Genomic DNA, 18,871 nt, shown 5'->3' with positions numbered 1-18,871 from the left:
GCGAGAGAAACGAGCCGACTGCCATGACCACCGAGACCGATGTCCTCGTCCTGGGCGGTGCCGGCGTGGACACCGTCGTCCACGTGCCGGAGCTGCCGGTCCCCTACGCCGACAGCCACATGATCCGGCCGGGCATCGTGACGCGCGCCGGGCAGAGCGGGGACTTCGTGGCGCTCGGGGCCAGTGCCCTGGGCCTGCGCGCCCACCACATCGACCTGGTCGGCGCCGACCCCGAGGGCGATCTGGTGCGCGCGCTGCACCGGGACCGGGGCATCCCGCTCACCGACGTGCCCTCCGCCGCCGGCACCAAGCGCGCGGTCAACCTGGTCGGCCCGGACGGGCGCCGGCTCTCCCTGTACGACGACACCCGCAGCCAGGAGTCCGACCGGCTGCCCGCGGACACCCTGCGCGCGCTCGCCGCGCGGAGCCGGCACGCGCACGTGGTCATCACCCACCCGTGCGCGTACGCCCTGCCGGTGCTGCGCGAGGCCGGGCTGACCGTCTCCACGGACCTGCACAACTGGGACGGCACCAACCCGTACCACGAGCCCTTCGCGCTCGCCGCCGACCTGGTGTTCCTGTCCACCACCGCGCTGGCCGACCCGGAGCGCACCATGCGGGACATCGCGGCGCGCGGCCGGGCCCGGATCGTGGTGGCCACCGCGGGCGCCCAGGGCGCGTACCTGCTGGCCGACGGCGAGCTGACCCATGTGCCCGCGGTCGCCCCGCCCGAGCCCGTGGTGGACTCCAACGGCGCGGGCGACGCGTTCGCCGCCGCCTTCCTGCTCGGCTGGCTGGACGGCCTGGACCCGCTGCGCTGCGCCCGCTACGGCGCGATCGCGGGCGCCCACGCCTGCACGGTGCCCTCGACCCGCGCCGACGCCATCTCCCGAAACGAACTCCTCGCCCGCGTCGCCGCGTCGGACGCCGACGGGCAGGCCGTCGGGGTGGGCGGATGAGCCGCGCGGCGAGCACCCAGCCCGCCACGCCACCACCGAGCACCACGCAGAGAAGAGCCTCGCCCGGCGGCGCACCGAGGGGACCGACACCCTGCTGCTGCACCGCCCCGACCGCTGGTGGCGGTCCTGCGCCCCCGCCCGCGGAGCGCGCCCCGGTTCGGAGGCCGCGCTCATCGCCCGGCATCTGCCGCTGATCGCCGCGCCGTCGGATTCCCGCACTCCGTCGCGCTGCCGGCGGACGAGGCCTGCGGGCCCCGGCGCCACGCCCTGCTCACCCCGCCCACGGTGTCCCGGCCGCCGGGCGGACCGGCGGAGGTCTCACACCGGGTCGGGTGTCGGGAAGGCCGGCCAGCCCGCCATGAGGCCCCCGTCCAGGGTCAGGGTCTGGCCGGTGATGTACGACGCCCCCGCGGACCCGAGGAAGATCACGGCCTCGGCCACCTCCTCGGGGGTGCCCGGCCGGCGCAGGGGCAGCACGGAGTTCACCGCCTCGCGCGTCCGGTCGTCCCCGGTGACCCGCTCGTACATGCCGGTCCGGGTGAAGCCGGGGGCGACCGCGTTCACCCTGATGCCGTGTGCGGCGCCTTCGAGGGCGGCCGCCTTGGTGATGCCGATGACGGCGTGCTTGCTGCCGGCGTACACGGCGACCTCCGGGTAGCCCATCAGGCCGTACACGCTGCTGACATTGACGATGCTGCCGCCGCCGCGCTCCCGCATGGCGCGGAACTCGTGCTTCATGCTCAGCAGGGTTCCCTTGACGTTGGTGTCGAAGGTGGCCGCGTAGGCGTCGTCCGTGACGGCGGTGATCGGCGCGGACCGCCCCTCGGTCCCGGCGTTGTTGAGGGCGACGTCGATCCGGCCGAAGCGGTCGACGGCCCCCGCCACGAGGTCGCGGACCTCGTCCTCCAGCCGCACGTCGGCCCGCACGAACAGGGCCCGCGCCCCAAGCCCTTCGAGTTCCCCGGCGAGTTCCTTGCCGGGGCCCGGATGCCGTCCCGAGACGACGACGTCGGCGCCCAGCCGGGCGTAGGCCACGGCGGTGGCCCGTCCGATTCCGCTGAGCGCGCCGGTGATGACGACCACGGGAGCTGACATGAGGGGAGTCCTCTCTGGGCCTCTCCAGGCCTCTGCGGACGGTCGACCGTGGCGAAGCGTAGAGGCGCGCGGGGACAGATCGCCCATGGCTACGCCGTCGACTGACCCGGACAGCGCACCGATGCACCCTATGGGTGCCCTCGACCGGCTAGGTCAGCGTCTCCAGGAATTCGGCGCACGCGTCGGCGCAGGAACGGCAGGCGGCCGCGGCCGATTCGGCGCCGGGACGCCCGTCGAACGCGTGGGCGGATTCGAGGCAGACCCGGCGGCACCAGTCCACCCGGCCGCGCAGCCCCTCCTCGTCCTGGAGGCCCTCCTCGCACAGCAGCCGGCAGGTGGCGTCGCACACCTCGGCGCACATGATCCCGAGCCGGCGCACGCGCTCCTGGTGGTCGGAGCCGCCCGGATCGACCAGGCTGACCCGCACGGAGCAGGCGCGGGCACACTCCGTGCACGCCTGAGCACACCCGAAGCGGTCCTCCAGGAACCGGTAGAGCTGCTGCGGGGAAGCCTGCTGGGTCACAGGGTGCGGGTTGCCCCCGAGGGCGAAGGGCAAACCCACGCGCTCCCCATAACGGCAGAGTCCTATTTATTTCGTTTGTTCGATTCGTATGGTTATGGGAGGGGTATCTCTGTCGTATGAACACCGCACCGATGCAGCTGGCCGCGCCGAGCGGCCTGACGAGCCTCGTCTTCTTCGTCGTGGGCGTCGGGGTCCTGGCACTGCTCGCCGGCGGCTTCTGGCTGACCTCCCGCTACAAGTCCAGCGAACTCGCTCGCCCGCGTCCCGAGGAGCAGCCGAAGCTGCCACCGGAGGGTGCGGTGCACGAGCTCCGGGAGAACCGGGACTACCAGGAGGTCCCCAGGACACCCAAGGGCGGCCGTCCGCTCACCCCCTACGAGCTGAGCAACATGGACTCCAAGACCAGCGAGGACCAGAAGCGTCCGCGCTGGAGCAGCGGGTCCAGCGGGTCCTTCGGAGGCGGGGGGCTCGGCGCTCACTGACGGTCGGTGACCGCAGCAGCGAAGGACCCCGGCGGACACGCTGTGTCGCCGGGGTCCTCCCGCGTGGACGTACTCGGGCTCAGGGGTGGTCGGGCTGCTGCGCCGGGGGCACTCGGCCCGCCGCCCTCTCCCCCGCCCTTGTCGCCCCTGTCCGTGCCCTTCGGACGGGCGCCCGCGCCGCGCTCGGCCGCCTGCCGGGCCTTGAGCTCGCCGCTGTCCTGCGGGGTGGCGCCTCCCCTGTCACTGCGCCGCTGTTCGGGCTGCTGCGGATTGGACATGCGCCGTACTCCCTCCGGGTGATACCTGCTGCGTGCCGGGTCCGGGATCCCAGGGCGGCGGGCGTGACGCACCCCGCTCACGGCCTGGTCAGCCGCTGGTGCAGGTGTTCGAGGGCGTCGAGCAGGACCGTGCGGTGGTACCAGGCCAGCCAGGCCGCGGTGTCGGCGGCGAGCAGCCCCAGGGCCTCGGCCTGGGCGGAGGTCGGGCGGTGTCCGGCGTCGGGCCAGTGCACGGTGATCAGGCCGGCGCAGCAGCCCGCGGAGGACAGGACCGGGACGCACTGGAGGGCCCGCGCGCCGGTCGCGAGCAGGGCGCGCCGGCTGTCCTCGGAGAGCAGCGCGTCGGTGGCCACGTCGGGCATGCTCACGCGTCGTCCGCGGGTGCGGGCGACCGCCTCGGCCGTACCCTCGTCACGGCCGCGCCCGAGGTGGTCGAGGTAGGCGTCCGTGCCGCCGTACCGGGCCTCCAGGGCGAGCGCGTTGACGGCGGGATCGACGCAGAGCACGTGGCCGGCCGGGGCACGGCCGATGGCGAGCGCCTCGCGCAGTACGGCGTCGATCATCTGCCCGCGGTAGCGGGGGTCGCGTTCGGCGCGGGCGAGGACGCGCAGCGGGGGCACGGGCAGCGGACGGCGGCCGGGGAACCAGACCGGGCCGTCGGGCGGCCGGGCCACGACGACGGCGGAGGCGAGGACGCGCAACGGCACGTTGAAGCGCTGGGAGGTCTCCCGCAGCACACGGAAGACGCCGCCGGTCTCGGGCAGGGCGTAGCGGGCCAGGAGCACGCCCTGCGCCATGCCGATCACCGGGGCGGTGCGGACCCGTGCGCGCAGGGCGCGGACCTCCTGGTCCAGGTCCTGGTACGACGGCCGCAGCGGATCGGCCATCTGGGAGCGCCAGGCGGGCAGCTCCTCCACCTTGGCGGCGGCGCGGGCCAGTTCACGCACCGCCTCGTCCAGGGTGGCGTACAGCTGGACACCCTCCAGGCGGGCCAGGCGCACGGCCTCGCGGACGCCCGGCCGGGCCCGGACGATGATCAGGTCGGGGCGGCCGGCGCGGACGCGCGTGGTCTGGCTGAGCGTGCGCAGCACCGCGGCGCCGCCGAGCTGTACATGGGCCATGTCGAGGACGGGCCGCAGCCCGGCACGGTCCGCCTGCTCCAGATGGCCGCGCAGCTCCTGTGACCAGGCATCGGCGCCGTGCGCGTCGAGGGTGCCGGACATGCGCAGCAGCAGCGCGCCCTCGGCGGGCAGGCCCTCCACCACGGAGGACTCGATCATCAGGGGGGCCGGTGCGCCCGGCCGCGGCGTGAAGGCTTTCATGGCATCACCCGGGCAGCTCGGGGAGGGGCCGGTACGGCCGCTTCCCGACCATGAACCTGACCTTGGACACCCACCATGCACGGCGGACGCCCCGCTCTCAACCGGACGCGGCCGGAGGCGGACGGTGTTCGCGCGGTGCGGTGACCTCGGGCGTCAGCCGATGTAGCGGCGGGCCGGGGAGTCGCGGCGGGCCCGTTCCAGGGCGGTGAGGCGGTGTTCCAGGTCGGGGGGCACGGGGTCGCGCTGGCGCAGCACCCAGGGCAGGCCCGCGGTGGCATGGGCGAAGGCGCGCGCGGAGGCGGCGTCGCGGGGGACCGTGCGGATCAGCCGGCCGGTGCGGCGCAGGGCGGGCAGCAGCGGGCGGCGCAGCCAGGTGAACCACAGGGTGTTGCGCAGGCCCAGGACGCGCCGGGCGGTGCTGTCGCGCAGCAGGGACGCCTGGTGGTGGACGGTGAGTTCCTCGGCGTAGGCGAGCCACCAGCCCTGCCGGATCAGGTCGCAGGCGAGCAGTTCCTCCTCCCCGCCGAGCCACAGTCCGGGATGGAAGCCGCCGCCCGCGCGGAAGGCGGCGGTGCGCATCACCGTGGCGGCGGCGAGGAAGGAGCCGAGAGCCGGCCCGGGGAGCCAGTCGGGGCCGGACAGGGGCGAGTCACGCAGTTCGCGCACCACCGGGTCCTCCGTGCCCTCCGGCTCCACGACGATCCGCGCGGTGACGGCCGCGAGCCGGGGCCGGGCGTCCAGCAGGTCGGCGGCGCGGGCCAGGCTGCCGGGCTCCCACCAGGAGTCGTCGTCGCAGAAGGCCACGTAGGGCGTGCGGACGTGGCGGACGGCCAGGTTGCGGCCGACGGCACCGAGGTTGCGGCCCGGACGCAGCAGGGTCACGCCCGGGAAGCCGTGCGCGACGGCCTCGGCGGTGCCGTCGCTCGACGCGTTGTCGGTGACGATCACGCGGGGCCGCTCGGGCAGGCGCGCCAACTCGGCGAGGGTGCGCAGCAGTTCGTCGCGGCGGTTGTGGGTGATCACGACGACGGTCGTACGGTCGTCGGTCCGGGCGTCGCTCATGACGTGGCGTCCTCCTCCCGGCCGGTCCCCTCTCGGGCGGTCCTCTCCGGGGCGGCCTCCCCTCTGGCCTGGCGGTCCAGCAGGCGGGCCGCGCTCTCGACCCGTGGCGGGAGCCGGCGGCGGCGCGCCAGGGTGGCGGGCAGGCGGGCGAGGGCTTCCCGCAGGGCCCGGCGGGCGCCGGGGTGGTCGGACGCGGCGGCGAGGGCGAGGTCCCCGGCGGCGCGCAGGACGACGGGCCAGGGGCGGCGCAGGCAGATGGTGAGGACGTGGTTGCGCCGGACGAGGAAGGGTCGCCCGGTACGGCCGCGCTCCTCGGGGTGGTGGCGGGCGCGCAGGGCGGGTTCGTAGGCCACGCCCCAGCCCCGCGCGGCGAGGTCGTAGGCGAGCAGGGTCTCCTCGCCGCCGAAGAACAGCAGCGGGTGGAAGCCGCCCGCGGCGAGGAACGCTTCCCGGCGCACGACGCAGGCGCAGCCGAGGAAGCCGAGGACCGGGCGGCCCGGCAGATCCGGCTCGGGGGGCAGGGGCGAGGCGGCGAGTACGGCGTTGAGGGGGTCCTCGGCGGCCTCGTCGCCGACCAGGGTGCGGGCGGCGAGCAGCCCGAGCCGGGGGTGCCGGTCGAGGAGGTCGGCGGCCGTGGCGAGGCTGCCGGGCTCCCACCAGGAGTCGTCGTCGCTGAAGGCCACGTAGGGCGTGCGGGCGTGCCGGACGGCCAGATTGCGGCCCAGGGCACCGGTGTTGGCGGCGGGGCGCAGCAGCCGGGTGAGCGCCGGGTGACCGCGTACGGCCCGACGGGTGCGCTCGTCACGGGAGTTGTCCACGACGATGACCGGCGGGCGCTCGGGCAGCGCGGCCAGGGCGTCGAGGGTGCGCAGCAGGCTGGCGGGGCGGTCACGGGTGATGACGGCGACGGTGACCCGGTGGTCGCCGGTCGCGGCCGGGCGCTGAACTCGGGTGGGAACGGGCTCAGTTGGCATGGGCCACCGCCGGGCGCGGGGGTCGGTTCGCCGGGCGGTCCCGGTCGCGCCGCAGCAGGGTCAGACAGGCCGCGGCGACTTCGCCGTAGCCGATGCGCAGCAGGCGGGCGTCCGGGGTGCGGCCGTGCGGGTCGCCGGGCGGGCCGGGCTGCCACAGGGCCAGGTGGCCGGGGGTCGGGGGCGGGCCCCACAGGCGGGGGGAGACGGGCCCGAACAGGGTGACGGAGCGGGTGCCGTGGGCGTACGCGAGATGGGCGAGGCCGGTGTCGCCGCAGAGCACCAGGGACGCCTCGGCCACCAGCGCGGACAGTTCGGCCAGGGGCAGGCCACCGGCCCGTACGTCCCGTTGGTGCACGCCGCCGCGCTCGGCGACCGACCGGACGAGGGCCCCCTCCCCCGGACCGCCGGTGAGCACCACATGGTGTCCGGCGGCCCGCAGGCAGCGTACGACGGCGGCGAACCGCTCGGCCGGCCAGCGGCGGGCGCCGGAGGCGGCGCCGGGGTGCACGAGGACCGCGCCGGGCGCCGGGGAGGGCGTCGCGGGCGGGGGCAGGCGCAGGTCGAGGGGGTCGGCGGGGATGCCGTAGTGCTCCAGGAAGCGGCACCAGCGGTCCCGTTCGTGCAGCTGGGCGGGCCAGGGCGGGCCGTCGGGGCAGGCGTGCGCGAGCAGCCGGCGCGGTTGCAGGGCGGCGAGGGCGTCGCGGCTCTCGGGGCCGTTGCCGTGCAGGTCGATCGCCACGTCGGGCGGTGGTGCCGCCCAGTGGGTGAGCGCCGGGACCGCGCGCCCCGGTGCCTCGGCCGGGAACACGGCGTCCAACGCACCGGTGTCCAGGGCCGGTTCGGCGAGCCCCGCGGGCTGTGCGAGCACGATCCGGTGACCGGGGAACCCCCGGCGGATGCCGCGCAGCGCGGGCACTCCGGCCAGCAGGTCACCGAGGCCCAGCGCGCGCAGCACCAGGACGGTCGGGGGGTGGGGGGTGCGGGTCACGAGGAGTCTCCTCCGGGGGTGCGGGAGCCGGGTCCTGCGGTCGGGGGCGGGCCGGGTCCGGGGTGGCGGCGCGGGCCGGAGTGACGGTCCGCCTCCAAGTCCACCTCCAGGTCCGGGGCCGCGTCCGGTGTCGGCGCGGGCCGGGGACCGGCGGGGACCGAAGCCCGGTGCGATCCGGGGCCCGGTGCGGTCCGGGCTCCGGTGGGACCGGGGTGCGGTGCGGTCCGGGGTCCGGTGCCGGGTGCCTTCCCGGTATCGGGTGCCCTCCCGGTGCCGGTGCCATCCCGGTGCCGGTGCCGGTGCGGGATCCGGTGTCGCGGGCGGCCGGTGGGCCGGGGCTCAGCCGTCCATGGCGCCGCCCCCTCGCCGCGCGGTCGCCGGGGACGAGGCCGCCCGGCGGGCGAGGCCTGTGGTGGAGCGGCCGTCCAGGTAGGGCAGCAGCAGGACCTGGCCGCCCCAGCTCTCCACCAGGGACTGTTCGGGCAGCGGGGTGCGGGCGTAGTCGCCGCCCTTGGCCCAGATGTGGGGCCGCAGGCCGGCGAGGAGGCGTTCGGGGGTGTCCTCGTCGAAGACGGCGACCGCGTCCACGCATTCCAGGGCGCGCAGCACCCGGACCCGGTCGGCGACGGGGACCAGGGGGCGGCCGGCACCCTTGCGGCGGCGGACCGAGTCGTCGGAGTTGACGCAGACGATCAGGCAGTCGCCGGCCCGCCGGGCGGCCTGGAGGAGGGCGACGTGGCCGGCGTGCAGCAGGTCGAAGCAGCCGCCCGCGGCGACGACGGCACGGCCGGCGGCCCGGACCCGCGCGGCGGTGCGCAGGGCGTCGACGGTGGTGTCGCCGCCGGGCGCGGCGGGTTCCGGCTCCTCGGGGCGGTCCGGCTGCTCCGGTGCCGCCACCGCGCGGGCCCCGCCCTCGGCGACGTACCGCGTGGCCGCGTGCACGGCGGCCTGGACGGCGGCCTCGGTGAAGGCGCCGTCGGCGAGCAGTCCGGCGGCGGCCGCGGCGAAGCGGTCGCCCGCGCCGCAGGGGTCGCCGGCCGCGGCGGCCGGGGTCGGCACCAGCAGCGGGGTCTCGCCCAGGGAGAGCAGCGCGCCGCGTTCGCCGAGGGTGACGGCGACCGCCTGGACCTGCCAGGCCCTCACCAGGGCGCGGGCGTCACGGGCGGCGGTGCGCAGTCCGGCGGCGCCGTCCGACTCGCCCTCCTCGTCGGCGAGTCGCCGGGCGAGCACGCGGGCCTCCTGCGCGGAGGGCGTGACCAGCCGGGCGCCCGGCGCCGGGGGGCCGCCCCGCACATGGGGGTCCCAGACCAGGGGCGCGGCGGTACGGCACAGCGCGTCCCGCAGGACGTCCGCGGTGCCCCGGCCGTAGTCGGCGACCAGGACGCCACGGGCCGCCGTGATCGCGGACTCCGCCTCGCGGGTGGCCTCGCGGGCACGCCCCTCTCCGTCGTCCAGGCGCAGCAGCGGGCGGTCCCCGGCGAGCACACGGGTCTTGCTGCTGAGGCTGCCCTCCAGCGGTATCTCCACCAACTCGACGCGACCGGCGAGGAGTTCGCGCAGAGTGGCGCTCGCGGGGTCGGTGCCGAGGGCGGTGACAAGGGTGACCGGGCGGCCGTCGGCGGCGGCCAGGCAGGCGGCGAGGGCCGCGCCACCGGGGCGGGAGCTGCGCCGGGTGTCGTGGACGACGGGCACCGGCGCGTCGGGGGCGAGTCGCTCGGCGTGGCCGCACAGGTCGTGGTCGAGGAGGGCGTCGCCGATCACGACCAGCGGCGTGCGCGGGGCGGTCGTAGCGGTGTGTGTCATGTCCGGTCCCTCCGCAGGGCCACCGGGCGGCCGTCCAGCAGCCGCCCCACGTCGCCGTGTCGGCCGTCGGGGCGGGCCTGCTCGCGCCCGTCCGCCTCGCCTTGCTCCACGGCCCGGTCGAACGCCTCGCACAGCATGTGCACGGCGACCAGGTGGAGTTCCTGCACGGTCGCGGCCGTCGGCGCGTCCACGCACAGGGCGTCGTCGACGCCGAGCTGGAGCGGGTTGGGGGCCCGGCCGGTCAGGGCCCACACGGTCATGCCGAGGCGGTGGGCGCGGTCGGCGGCGGACAGCAGATTGGCGCTGGCGCCGCTGGTGGACAGCAGCATGAGCACGTCGCCGGGGCGGCCGTGGGCGGCGGTCTGCCGCGCGAACACCTCCTGTACGCCGTAGTCGTTGGCGATGGCGGTGGTGGAGGAGGTGTCGGCGTGCAGGGCGAGGGCGGAGAACGGCGGCCGGTCGTCGCGGTAGCGGCCGACCAGTTCGGCCGTCAGGTGCTGGGCCTGGGCCGCACTGCCGCCGTTGCCCGCGACCAGCAGCCGCGATCCGCTGCCCAGGCGGCGGGCCAGTTCGGTGCCCCAGCGGCCGATGAGCGGTCCGCACGCGCGGAAGCTCTCCAGGGCCTTCCTGAGGTCGTCGCAGTGCGTGGTGTCGATGGCGGTGTTCATCGGACGACTCCGGAGAGCGAGGGGTGCGGGCAGACGGCGCGGTAGACCCCGGCGACGCCGTCGGCCACGCGGTCCCAGGTGTAATGGCTGAGCACGCGCCGGCGGCCCGCGGCGCCGTACCGCTCCAGGCGTTCGGGGTCGGCGAGCAGGGAGCGCACCACGGCGCCGAGGTCGTAGTCGTCGTCGGCCGGGACCAGGACGCCGGTGCCGCCGTCCACGACGGTGTCGAGCTGGCCGCCGACCGCGGTGGCGAGGACCGGGGTGGCGCAGGCCATGGCCTCCAGCGGGACGATGCCGAAGGGCTCGTAGCGGGGCAGGGACAGCACGAGGTCGGCGCCGGCCATCAGCCGCGGCATCCGGGTCCTGCTGACTCCGCCGAGCAAGGTGACGCGGTCGGCCACGCCGTACTCGCCGGCCAGCGCGCGCAGCCGCCGGGCCTCCGGGTCGCCGGCCAGCAGCTCGGCCTCCGGGCCGCCGGCGATGACCAGTTCGGCGTCGGGGACGCCGGCCAGGGCGCGGATGGCGCGGTCGAAGCCCTTGCGGGGCACGAGTCGGCCGACTGCCAGCAGCCGCCTGCGGGCCCCGGCCGGACGGGCGCCGGGCAGCGGGGCGAACTGGTCGGGATCGACCCCGCAGGGCACCACGCTGAACCGGTCCTCGGGCAGCCCCATGGCCTTCAGTTCGGCCACCTCGTCGCTGCACGTGGCGATGATCCGGGCGCACTCGTGGCCGATGGCCTCCTCGACGGCGAGGCGCTGCGGCGGGCTGGTGTCGGCGGCGCCCTGGTAGCGCTGCTTGACGGTGCCGAGGGCGTGGTAGGTCTGCACGACCGGGACGCCGAGGCCGCGGGCGCCGCACAGGGCGGCCAGGCCCGACATCCAGAAGTGGGAGTGCACCACGTCGGGCGGGTTCACCGCCCACTGCCCGGCCAGGAACTGCCCGAACTCCACCATGTGCGGCAGGAGTTCGTCCTTGGGCACGGGCGCGGCCGGCCCGGCGGGCACATGCACCACCTGGACGCCGTCGATGAGGGTCACCTGGTCCGGCAGGCCCGTCGAGTCCCGCCGGGTGTAGACGGTGACCCGGTAGCCCTTCTTGGCGAGTTGCCGGGCGACCTGGGCCACGTAGACGTTCTGGCCGCCCGCGTCCGGTCCGCCGAGCGCGGCCAGCGGGCTGGCGTGCTCGGAGACCATGGCGACGCGCCCGGCCGTGTGCGGAGTACGGCTCATCGGGTGACCTCCTTGATCAGGCGCTCCCAGTCGTCCAGGAAGCGCCGCTCTCCGTACCGGGCCAGGACCGCGGCCCGTGCCGCGTCGCCGGTGCGGCGCGCGTGCCCGGGGTCGGCGAGGAACGCCTGGACGGCGTCCTCCAGGACGTCGAGGCGGTTGGAGACCACCCCGGCGCCCTCGGGTACGGCTTCGCGGACCTCGGTGGTGTCCAGGGCGACCACCGGCATGCCGAGGAACATGGCCTCCAGCAGCGACAGTCCGAGCGAGGTCCAGCGCACGGGGTGCAGGTACAGGCGGCACCTGGCCATCGCGCGGTGGAGTTCGTGCTGGGGCAGGTCGCGGGTGCGGACGCGGTCGGGCGGCAGGCCGAGGTGGCCGGCGAGGCCCTCGGTGCACATCCCGAAGACGTCCAGGGGGGCGCGGCGGGCGAACCGGGGCAGCAGGTCGGTGCCGGTCGTACGGCCCCTGCGCACGGGCTCGTTGACGACGACGGCGGCGCGCCGCTCGGTGCCGGTCCACTGCCGGCCGGGGTCGATGATGCCGTGCTCGACGACCTCGGTGGGCGCCCGGCCGTTGTCCCACATCAGCCGGTTGAAGTGGGTGACGTGGACGACGGGGATCTCGGACTGGCCGGCCAGCGGGTGGAGTTGGCGCTCCGGCAACGCGTCGGGGCTGTTGTGCTCGACGTACACGGCGGGCACGTCCCGGCCGGGCCGGCGGCCGGTCCAGCGCCGTGCGAGCTCGGGTTCGTGCGGGCGTTGCAGGACCATCAAGTCGATTGCGTCCGCGCGGAGTTGTTCGGGGGTGCGCTCCACGACGGACGGTGGCCAGTCCCAGGTGAGGGCGCGGCCGAGGCCGTCGGGGCCGCGGTCGCCGGTCACCGGGACCAGGTAGGTGTGGGGGCCCTGCACGAAGGTGGTGAGCCACGATCCGTGCACGTGCCAGACGAGGATGTTCATGCGTGCCCCTCCTGGATGAGCTTGTGCACCGCGCCGACCACGTCCTGTCCGGTGACCTCGTCCAGACAGGGGTGGCCGGGCACCGGGCAGTCGAGGGCCCGGCTGTTCGCGCAGGGGGCGGACTGGTCGCCGAGCAGGATGACGGGGACGCCGTAGGGGGCCCAGCGTTCGGCGGGGACCACGGGGGCGAACAGGGAGACGACGGGGGTGCCGACGGCCGCGGCGAGGTGGGCGGGGCCGGTGTTGGCGCTGACGACCACGTCGGCCATGCGCAGCACCCCGGCGAGGGTGCGCGGTCCGGTGCGGCCGCCGAGGTCCACCGCCGTCGCGCCGCTCACGTACCGGGTGAGCGCCTTCTCGTGCGGGCCGCCGGTGACGACGACGCGGTGCCCGGCGTCGGCGAGCAGGGTCACCGCCTCGGCGCAGCGGCGCGGGCTCCAGGCGCGGGCGGGCGCGCTGGCGCCGGGGTGCAGGACGACGTAGGGGCCGTTGCCGGTCAGGTCACTGGTGTCGGGGGGCGGCAGGACGCGCAGCCGGCCGTCGTCGCCGGGCGGCAGGGTGAGGCCGAGGGCGGCGGCGGTGTCGAGGGCGGCCTCGGCCTCGTGGCGGCCGGGCAGGCGGCGGTGGCGGACGTCGAGCAGCCGGCCGGGGTGGTCGGTGCTGTCGGCGCCGATGCGGCCGATCCCGGCGAGGCGCAGCAGCAGCGCGGTGGGCAGCGGGCTCTGGTGGAAGGAGGTGAGGATCAGGGCGGTGTGGTACGCCCCCGCGCGCAGCCGGTCGATCAGGGCGCCGATGTCCGCCGGGTCCACGGGCGGTGGTTCGAAGCCCTCCCAGGGGGCGTCCCAGACGAGGACGTCCGCGACCGAGGGCAGCATGCGGGCGGCGTCGGCGCCGCGCGGGCCGCACAGCACGGTCACGGAGTCGTGGTGGGCGGCGACGGCGCGCACGGCGGGGCCGGCGAGCAGGACGTCGCCGAAGCTGTCGAGCCGGACCACGAGCGCCTTCATCGCGGGCACCTCCCCGCGCCCGTGCCGAGGGCGTCGCGGACGGCGGTGAGCACGTCGGGGGCGCGGTGCCGGGCGAAGCGCCGTACCTCGGCCGGGGCGGTGGCGTCGTTGGGCACCAGGACGCCGTGCGCGCCCGCGGCCCGCGCCGCCAGCACGTCGGCGGCTATGTCACCGACGACCAGGCAGGCCGCGGGCGGCACGCCGAGGCGTTGGGCGGCGGCGAGGACGAGTCCGGGGCGGGGCTTGCGGCAGGGGCAGCCGGCGTCCGGGGTGTGCGGGCAGTGCAGCCAGGCGTCGAGGCCGCCGAGCAGTTCGTCGGCGCGCTTGTCGACGCGGGCGACGTCCTCGGCGGTGAGCAGCCCGCGGCCGATGCCGGACTGGTTGCTGACCACGGCCGTCGCCAGCTTGGCGGTCCGCGCGAGGGCGACGGCCTCGGCCGCGCCGGGCAGCACCCGGACCCGGTCGGGGTCGCCGTTGTACGGCACGTCGGCCACGAGGGTGCCGTCCCGGTCGAACAGCACGGCGCGCAGGGCGCTCATGCGGTGCCTCCTGCGGGCCGGGCGTCCAGCGGCCTCACGTGCCGGTGGCGGACGGTGCCGGTCAGCCAGTGGCGGACGGCGAGCGGCGGGATGAGGACGCTGGTGCCGAGCATCCCGGCGATCTCGCGGGCGGTGCGCGGGCCGGGCAGGATGCGGGCGAGCGCGAACTCGGCGGTGCCCAGGCCCCACAGGGCGGCGCAGACGGCGGCGGCGCGGCGGCGGCCGGCCAGGGCGCAGCCGGCTCCGGCGAGCGCGGCGCCGGTGACCAGAAGGTGCCGGGGCAGCCGGCCGCGGGGTGCCTGGGCGCGGGCCCACCAGTCGCGGCCGTGCAGCCGGTTCATCAGCGCGTCGTCGGCGTTGCCGCGCTGCGCGGGCAGCGAGGCCCACCAGTGGGCCGGGCGGACCGGGTGCCGGGTGACGCGGTGGCCGCGGACGAGGAACCAGCCGGCCCGCCGGATGCGCAGGGCGAGGTCGGCGTCCTCGCGGAAGGCGCGCGGGAAGCGTTCGTCGAAGCCGTCGACGCGGGCGAGCGCGGCGGTGCGGTACGCCATGTCGGCGGTGGCCCAGGCGGCGGTCTCCAGGCCCTTGGTGGTGCGTTCCCAGTCGGTGGGCCTGCGGTCCTCGGGCAGCGGCACCCGCAGCCGGCCCTGGACGCCGCCGATGCCCTCGCCCGCCTGCCGCAGGTCGTCGGCGAGTTGCCGGGACCAGTCGGGCAGCACCTGGACGTCGTCGTCAAGGAAGACGGTCCAGGGGGTCTCGACGGTGCGCCAGCCGGCGTTGCGGGCGGCGGCCGGGCCCTTGCCGCCGGTGCGCAGGATGCGGATGCGGTCGAGCAGCACTCCGGCGGCGGACAGGGGCAGTTCGCCCTCGGTGCCGGGCCGGTCGTCCACGACGATCACCTCGTGCGGGACGTGTCCCTCGGCCGCGGCGAGGGCGCGCAGGCACTCGGCGAGGCAGGGGCGGCCGATCGTCGGCAGGACCACGGTGTAGGCGGGCGCGGCGCTCATGCGAAGGCCTTTCCGCGGCGCACGGCGAACGGGCCGAGCACCAGCAGGTCCACGGGGGCGGAGCCGAAGCACTCCAGGGCGTCGCGCGGGTCGTCCACCATGGGGCGGCCCGCCGTGTTCAGGCTGGTGTTGACGACGACGGGCAGCCCGGTGCGCCGTTCGAAGCCGCCGATCACCCGAGCCATCAGGGGCTCCTGGGCTCGGTCGACGGTCTGGATGCGGGCGGTGCCGTCGACGTGTACGACGGCCGGGATGCGCTCCCGCCAGTCGGCGGCCACGTCGTGCACGAACAGCATGTGCGGGCTGGGCAGCGGCCCGTCGAAGATCCCGGCGGCGCGTTCGGCGAGCACCATGGGGGCGACGGGCCGGAACTCCTCGCGGCCCTTGACGGCGTTGAGCCGCTCCACGTTCTGGGCCCGGCCGGGGTGGGCGAGCAGCGAGCGGTGGCCGAGCGCGCGCGGCCCGTACTCGGCGCGGCCCTGGAACCAGGCCACGATCTGGTCCGCGGCGAGCGCCTCGGCGGCCGTCTCGGCGATGTCGTCGGGTTCCTCGTACGGTACGGCGGCCCGCTCCAGCCACGCGCGCAGCTCGGCGTCGCTCCAGTCCCGGCCGAGGGCGGCCGTCGGCATCGGCTCGACGGTGTCCTTCATGCCGGCGATGTGCGCGGCCGCGCCGAGCGCGGTACCGGCGTCCCCGGCGGCAGGCTGCACCCACACGTGCGTGAAGCCGCTCTCGCGCCAGAGCCTGGTGTTGGCGACGCAGTTGAGGGCGACCCCGCCGGCCATGGTGAGCGCGTCCTCGCCGGTGCGTTCGCGCAGCCACCGGGCGATGGCCACCATGGCTTCCTCCAGGCAGAGTTGGGCGCTGGCCGCGAGGTCGGCGTGGTCCTGGCTCCAGGCGCCGCCGGCCGGGCGCGGCGGGGCCAGCTCGGCCCAGGGCACCGGGCGGGCCCGGAAGCCGCCTTCGCCGTCGGCGTGGACGTACTCCCGCAGCCGGTCGGCGAAGCGGGGGCTGCCGTAGGAGGCGAGAGCCATCACCTTGAACTCGTCGCTGCTGCGCAGGAATCCGAGGTGCTGGGTGAGGTCCTCGTAGAACAGGCCGAGGGAGTCGGGCAGTTGCTGGGTGCCGAGGACGGTGAGTTCCCGGTTGATGTAGCGGCCGGCCAGGTGGGAGCCGCATTCGCCGCGGCCGTCCAGGACGAGGACGGCGCAGTCCGGGTACGGCGAGACGGGTCCGGCGGAGGCGGCGTGCGCGATGTGGTGCGGGACGAACCTGACCTTGGCGGGGTCCAGTCCGGGCAGCGCCTCGGCGAGGAACTCCGGTGCCCGGCGGGCGTATTCCTGGCGCAGGTGGTCCCAGGGGTCGTGCAGGCCGAGCTGGTCCGCGGGGCGGGCCAGCGACGGGTCGTAGGAGTAGGCGACGGCGTCCAGGTCGGCCGGGGTGAGGCCGGCGCGGTCGAGGCACCAGCGGGCCGCGCGCTCGGGCAGCTCCCAGGCGGAGAAGGGGAGGGGCCGTTTGCCGTGCTTGCGGCGCGAGAACCGCTCCTCTTCGGCGGCCGCCACGACCCTGCCGTCGGTGAGCAGGGCGGCCGCGGGGTCGTGGAAGAGTGCGTTGATTCCGAGGACGTGCATGCGCTGCCTCCAGGGCGGCGTGGGGACGCTCAGGTCTGCGGGGCCGGCTGCGGTGTGCCGCTCGTGCCCGGCGCCGGCTCCGGGAGCCGGGCCGCGAAGTAGGCGATGGTCTGCTTCAGGCCCTCCTCCCAGGGGATCTGCGGGGACCAGCCGAGCAGTTCGCGGGCGAGGGTGGTGTCGGGCCGGCGGCGGCCGGGGTCGTCCACGGGCCGGTCGACGAAGGCGATGGGCGAGCGGGAGCCGGTGAGGGCGACGATGCGGCGGGCCAGTTCGGCGACGGTGATCTCGTCGCTGCCGCCGATGTTCACCGGCCGCACGGACTTGCTCCTGGCGACCCGCAGCACGCCGTCGACGGTGTCGTCCACGTAGCACAGCGAGCGGGTCTGGCTGCCGTCGCCGGTCACGGTGACCGGCTCGCCCGCCAGCGCCTGGCAGATGAAGGTGGGTACGGCGCGGCCGTCGTGGGCGCGCATCCGGGGCCCGTAGCTGTTGAACAGCCGGACGATCCCGGCGTCGGCCCCGCGGGTGCCGGCGTGCGCGGTGACCAGGGCCTCGGCGAACCGTTTGGACTCGTCGTACACGCTGCGCGGGCCGATCGGGTTGACGTTGCCCCAGTACCCCTCGTGCTGCGGGTGCACCTGCGGGTCGCCGTACACCTCGGAGGTGGAGGCCAGCAGGAAGCGGGCGCCGTCGCGTTCGGCGAGGCCCAGGGCGTTGCGGGTGCCGAGGCTGCCCACGTCCAGGGTCTCCAGGGGCATGCGCAGGTAGTCGGCGGGCGAGGCCGGGCAGGCGAAGTGCAGGACCAGGTCGTACGGGCCCGGCAGCCGCTCGGCGCACTCGGGTTCGGAGACGTCGCAGTACACGTACCGGAAGCCGGGCCGGTCCTCCAGGTGGGCCACGTTCTCCCGGCGGCCGCAGGCCAGGTTGTCGGCGCAGTCGACTTCGACGCCCGAATCCAGCAGCCGCTCGCACAGATGGGACCCGAGGAAGCCGGCGCCGCCGGTCACGAGGGCGCGCCGCCAGGGAAAGGGTGTGTCACCGGTCATGGGCTTTCCTTTGTCGTCCTGCGTCCGGACGTCGCGGATGGTCGCTGTGGTCCGCGTCGATTCGCCGGTGTCGACTGGTCGATGCGGTCCGCGTCCCGTGGACGCTCCCGCGCGGCGTGCGGCGCACGCCCTGCCGCCGGGCGGGCAGCGCCGGCCCGCGGTGCGGGGAGAGGACAGGGCTGGCGCCCCGCGTCCTCGCGGGACTGCCCTGTGCGGCCGCCGCTGTCTGGACGGCACTGGCAGCTGAGTTCCCCTGCCAGTTGGTTTCACACGTTGGAGTCAATTGTCCGGTCGGACGGTGGTGCGCGCTACTCACGGCGTCGAGTGCGCAGGTGGGAGGTGGTTTGGAGCGGGGTGACGGGGCGGGGTGGGGCCGGCGGCGCCGGCGGTGCCCAGGGGTTGCCCGCCGGTGGTGCTCGGAGGCGCCGACCGGGGCGCTCGGCGCGGCGGAGGGCGGCCGGGCGGCCGTCGCGCCGTATCCGGTGGTGACGGAGATGGGTCATGGCGGGAACGTCGGACAGGAACTGACCACGACCACCGCGAGGTGGCGGAGCTGTCCGGCCGCCGGGGGCTCTCCCGAACTGGCGACCCTGAACCCGCCCGACGTCCCCATGCGACCTCGACGCCGCCCAGCCGTCCCCGGCCTGCCCTACCCCGGAAGGCGGCCCCGTGTGAAAGGTCGGGGCATCAGAGCCACGAGCCCAGCCGGTCCCCCGGGCGACGCCCCCGGTGGCGGGCCAGGCGGCACAGCAGGCGGAAGGTCTGGAAGAGGGTGAGGGGCCACAGCACCGCGAAGCACCACAGCAGGCCGGGGTCCGAGGTGCGGATGCCCATGACCGCGCAGAACGCGGAGGCGAGGGTCAGCAGCAGCACCCCCGTCGGCAGCCAGATCCGCCGGTGCGCACGGGCGCCCCGTTCCCGGTGTGCCCCGCCGCCCATCCGCCGGACGAAGCCCCGGTCCTGCCGCAGGTGCGCCTCGATCTCCAGCAGGGCCAGCCGCTCGCGCGGTGACAGCCGGGTCTCGTCGCGCTTGTCCCCCATGTCCCAGTCGTCCACGGCGACGGCACCTCCTCCGCGGTCTGCGGCATCCGGGCTCCGAGTTCCCCCGGCGAGCAGCCCGAAGCAGAGACCGGACACCGCGTAGCCACCGCGTCACGCTAGGCGACTCTGGCCGCACCGGCACCATTCGTCCATATCACCGTAACCAACGATTCACCTCATGGGCGCACCCCGCGGGCGAAACCCCCCATCTACACGAAATACCCCCAGCTCAAAGGGGGTTGGTGGACATACGCCCCG

At 76.0% G+C, this 18,871-nt stretch carries 18 protein-coding genes; 2 read left to right on the top strand and 16 right to left on the bottom strand.

What is annotated here, in order from left to right:
• Window positions 1–23: 23 nt before the first annotated feature.
• Entirely contained in the window at window positions 24–959 is a 936-nt protein-coding gene (locus ACE4Q9_RS30300; protein ID WP_397987705.1) for an adenosine kinase, read from the top strand.
• A gap of 318 nt (window positions 960–1,277) precedes the next feature.
• Here the strand turns inward: ACE4Q9_RS30300 and ACE4Q9_RS30295 are convergent, their stop codons facing one another.
• A complete protein-coding gene (locus tag ACE4Q9_RS30295) occupies window positions 1,278–2,054 on the bottom strand; it encodes an SDR family NAD(P)-dependent oxidoreductase (protein ID WP_397987704.1) in 777 nt (258 codons plus the stop codon).
• A 148-nt stretch (window positions 2,055–2,202) separates the two neighbouring features.
• A complete protein-coding gene (locus ACE4Q9_RS30290; protein WP_397987703.1) occupies window positions 2,203–2,577 on the bottom strand; it encodes a ferredoxin in 375 nt (124 codons plus the stop codon).
• 116 nt (window positions 2,578–2,693) lie between these two features.
• On the opposite strand from ACE4Q9_RS30290, the gene ACE4Q9_RS30285 reads away from it, so the two are divergent.
• Window positions 2,694–3,059, top strand: coding sequence for a DUF6479 family protein (locus tag ACE4Q9_RS30285; protein ID WP_397987702.1), 366 nt, complete (start codon window positions 2,694–2,696; stop codon window positions 3,057–3,059).
• A 355-nt stretch (window positions 3,060–3,414) separates the two neighbouring features.
• Here ACE4Q9_RS30285 and ACE4Q9_RS30280 read toward each other — a convergent pair whose 3' ends face one another.
• The 14 genes from ACE4Q9_RS30280 to ACE4Q9_RS30215 form a co-directional block, all read right to left on the bottom strand.
• Window positions 3,415–4,659: an ANTAR domain-containing protein gene (locus tag ACE4Q9_RS30280; protein ID WP_397987701.1), complete on the bottom strand. Its 1,245-nt coding sequence runs from the start codon at window positions 4,657–4,659 to the stop codon at window positions 3,415–3,417.
• Between the two features lie 153 nt (window positions 4,660–4,812).
• A complete protein-coding gene (locus tag ACE4Q9_RS30275) occupies window positions 4,813–5,721 on the bottom strand; it encodes a glycosyltransferase family 2 protein (protein WP_397987700.1) in 909 nt (302 codons plus the stop codon).
• Window positions 5,718–6,695, bottom strand: a complete 978-nt coding sequence (locus ACE4Q9_RS30270) for a glycosyltransferase family 2 protein (protein ID WP_397987699.1) — start codon at window positions 6,693–6,695, stop codon at window positions 5,718–5,720. Before ACE4Q9_RS30270 ends, ACE4Q9_RS30275 begins: the two co-directional genes overlap by 4 nt.
• Complete coding sequence (locus tag ACE4Q9_RS30265; protein WP_397987698.1) at window positions 6,685–7,683, bottom strand: glycosyltransferase family 9 protein; 999 nt, start codon at window positions 7,681–7,683, stop codon at window positions 6,685–6,687. Before ACE4Q9_RS30265 ends, ACE4Q9_RS30270 begins: the two co-directional genes overlap by 11 nt.
• A gap of 339 nt (window positions 7,684–8,022) precedes the next feature.
• Complete coding sequence (locus tag ACE4Q9_RS30260; RefSeq protein WP_397987697.1) at window positions 8,023–9,486, bottom strand: PfkB family carbohydrate kinase; 1,464 nt, start codon at window positions 9,484–9,486, stop codon at window positions 8,023–8,025.
• Complete coding sequence (locus ACE4Q9_RS30255; protein ID WP_397987696.1) at window positions 9,483–10,154, bottom strand: SIS domain-containing protein; 672 nt, start codon at window positions 10,152–10,154, stop codon at window positions 9,483–9,485. Before ACE4Q9_RS30255 ends, ACE4Q9_RS30260 begins: the two co-directional genes overlap by 4 nt.
• Window positions 10,151–11,383, bottom strand: a complete 1,233-nt coding sequence (locus ACE4Q9_RS30250; protein WP_397987695.1) for a glycosyltransferase — start codon at window positions 11,381–11,383, stop codon at window positions 10,151–10,153. The genes ACE4Q9_RS30255 and ACE4Q9_RS30250 overlap by 4 nt, the downstream gene beginning before the upstream one ends.
• Window positions 11,380–12,342 carry a glycosyltransferase gene (locus ACE4Q9_RS30245; protein ID WP_397987694.1) on the bottom strand — a complete coding sequence of 321 codons (963 nt, stop codon included), beginning with the start codon at window positions 12,340–12,342 and terminating at the stop codon, window positions 11,380–11,382. Before ACE4Q9_RS30245 ends, ACE4Q9_RS30250 begins: the two co-directional genes overlap by 4 nt.
• Window positions 12,339–13,349: a glycosyltransferase family 9 protein gene (locus tag ACE4Q9_RS30240; RefSeq protein ID WP_397987693.1), complete on the bottom strand. Its 1,011-nt coding sequence runs from the start codon at window positions 13,347–13,349 to the stop codon at window positions 12,339–12,341. Before ACE4Q9_RS30240 ends, ACE4Q9_RS30245 begins: the two co-directional genes overlap by 4 nt.
• On the bottom strand, window positions 13,346–13,888 hold the full coding sequence (locus ACE4Q9_RS30235; protein WP_397987692.1) for a D-glycero-alpha-D-manno-heptose-1,7-bisphosphate 7-phosphatase: 543 nt from the start codon (window positions 13,886–13,888) through the stop codon (window positions 13,346–13,348). The genes ACE4Q9_RS30240 and ACE4Q9_RS30235 overlap by 4 nt, the downstream gene beginning before the upstream one ends.
• Window positions 13,885–14,895 carry a glycosyltransferase family 2 protein gene (locus ACE4Q9_RS30230; RefSeq protein ID WP_397987691.1) on the bottom strand — a complete coding sequence of 337 codons (1,011 nt, stop codon included), beginning with the start codon at window positions 14,893–14,895 and terminating at the stop codon, window positions 13,885–13,887. Before ACE4Q9_RS30230 ends, ACE4Q9_RS30235 begins: the two co-directional genes overlap by 4 nt.
• A complete protein-coding gene (locus tag ACE4Q9_RS30225) occupies window positions 14,892–16,526 on the bottom strand; it encodes a carbamoyltransferase (RefSeq protein WP_397987690.1) in 1,635 nt (544 codons plus the stop codon). The genes ACE4Q9_RS30230 and ACE4Q9_RS30225 overlap by 4 nt, the downstream gene beginning before the upstream one ends.
• A gap of 29 nt (window positions 16,527–16,555) precedes the next feature.
• On the bottom strand, window positions 16,556–17,572 hold the full coding sequence (locus tag ACE4Q9_RS30220) for an NAD-dependent epimerase/dehydratase family protein (RefSeq protein WP_397987689.1): 1,017 nt from the start codon (window positions 17,570–17,572) through the stop codon (window positions 16,556–16,558).
• A gap of 687 nt (window positions 17,573–18,259) precedes the next feature.
• Complete coding sequence (locus ACE4Q9_RS30215; protein ID WP_397987688.1) at window positions 18,260–18,628, bottom strand: DUF3040 domain-containing protein; 369 nt, start codon at window positions 18,626–18,628, stop codon at window positions 18,260–18,262.
• Window positions 18,629–18,871 lie beyond the last annotated feature (243 nt).

It is taken from the genome of Streptomyces sp. AM6-12 (assembly GCF_044327085.1).
Taxonomy (GTDB): Bacteria; Actinomycetota; Actinomycetes; order Streptomycetales; family Streptomycetaceae; genus Streptomyces.
This window is presented reverse-complemented; position numbering and strand designations above follow the sequence as displayed.

Excerpts from the sequence above, each read along its gene's own strand:
- ACE4Q9_RS30300 (WP_397987705.1), top strand. The coding sequence starts at position 24 with ATGACCACCGAGACCGATGTCCTCGTCCTGGGCGGTGCCGGCGTGGAC.
- ACE4Q9_RS30295 (WP_397987704.1), bottom strand. The coding sequence starts at position 2,054 with ATGTCAGCTCCCGTGGTCGTCATCACCGGCGCGCTCAGCGGAATCGGA.
- ACE4Q9_RS30285 (WP_397987702.1), top strand. The coding sequence starts at position 2,694 with ATGAACACCGCACCGATGCAGCTGGCCGCGCCGAGCGGCCTGACGAGC.
- ACE4Q9_RS30280 (WP_397987701.1), bottom strand. The coding sequence starts at position 4,659 with ATGAAAGCCTTCACGCCGCGGCCGGGCGCACCGGCCCCCCTGATGATC.
- ACE4Q9_RS30275 (WP_397987700.1), bottom strand. The coding sequence starts at position 5,721 with ATGAGCGACGCCCGGACCGACGACCGTACGACCGTCGTCGTGATCACC.
- ACE4Q9_RS30270 (WP_397987699.1), bottom strand. The coding sequence starts at position 6,695 with ATGCCAACTGAGCCCGTTCCCACCCGAGTTCAGCGCCCGGCCGCGACC.
- ACE4Q9_RS30260 (WP_397987697.1), bottom strand. The coding sequence starts at position 9,486 with ATGACACACACCGCTACGACCGCCCCGCGCACGCCGCTGGTCGTGATC.
- ACE4Q9_RS30255 (WP_397987696.1), bottom strand. The coding sequence starts at position 10,154 with ATGAACACCGCCATCGACACCACGCACTGCGACGACCTCAGGAAGGCC.
- ACE4Q9_RS30250 (WP_397987695.1), bottom strand. The coding sequence starts at position 11,383 with ATGAGCCGTACTCCGCACACGGCCGGGCGCGTCGCCATGGTCTCCGAG.
- ACE4Q9_RS30245 (WP_397987694.1), bottom strand. The coding sequence starts at position 12,342 with ATGAACATCCTCGTCTGGCACGTGCACGGATCGTGGCTCACCACCTTC.
- ACE4Q9_RS30240 (WP_397987693.1), bottom strand. The coding sequence starts at position 13,349 with ATGAAGGCGCTCGTGGTCCGGCTCGACAGCTTCGGCGACGTCCTGCTC.
- ACE4Q9_RS30235 (WP_397987692.1), bottom strand. The coding sequence starts at position 13,888 with ATGAGCGCCCTGCGCGCCGTGCTGTTCGACCGGGACGGCACCCTCGTG.
- ACE4Q9_RS30230 (WP_397987691.1), bottom strand. The coding sequence starts at position 14,895 with ATGAGCGCCGCGCCCGCCTACACCGTGGTCCTGCCGACGATCGGCCGC.
- ACE4Q9_RS30225 (WP_397987690.1), bottom strand. The coding sequence starts at position 16,526 with ATGCACGTCCTCGGAATCAACGCACTCTTCCACGACCCCGCGGCCGCC.
- ACE4Q9_RS30220 (WP_397987689.1), bottom strand. The coding sequence starts at position 17,572 with ATGACCGGTGACACACCCTTTCCCTGGCGGCGCGCCCTCGTGACCGGC.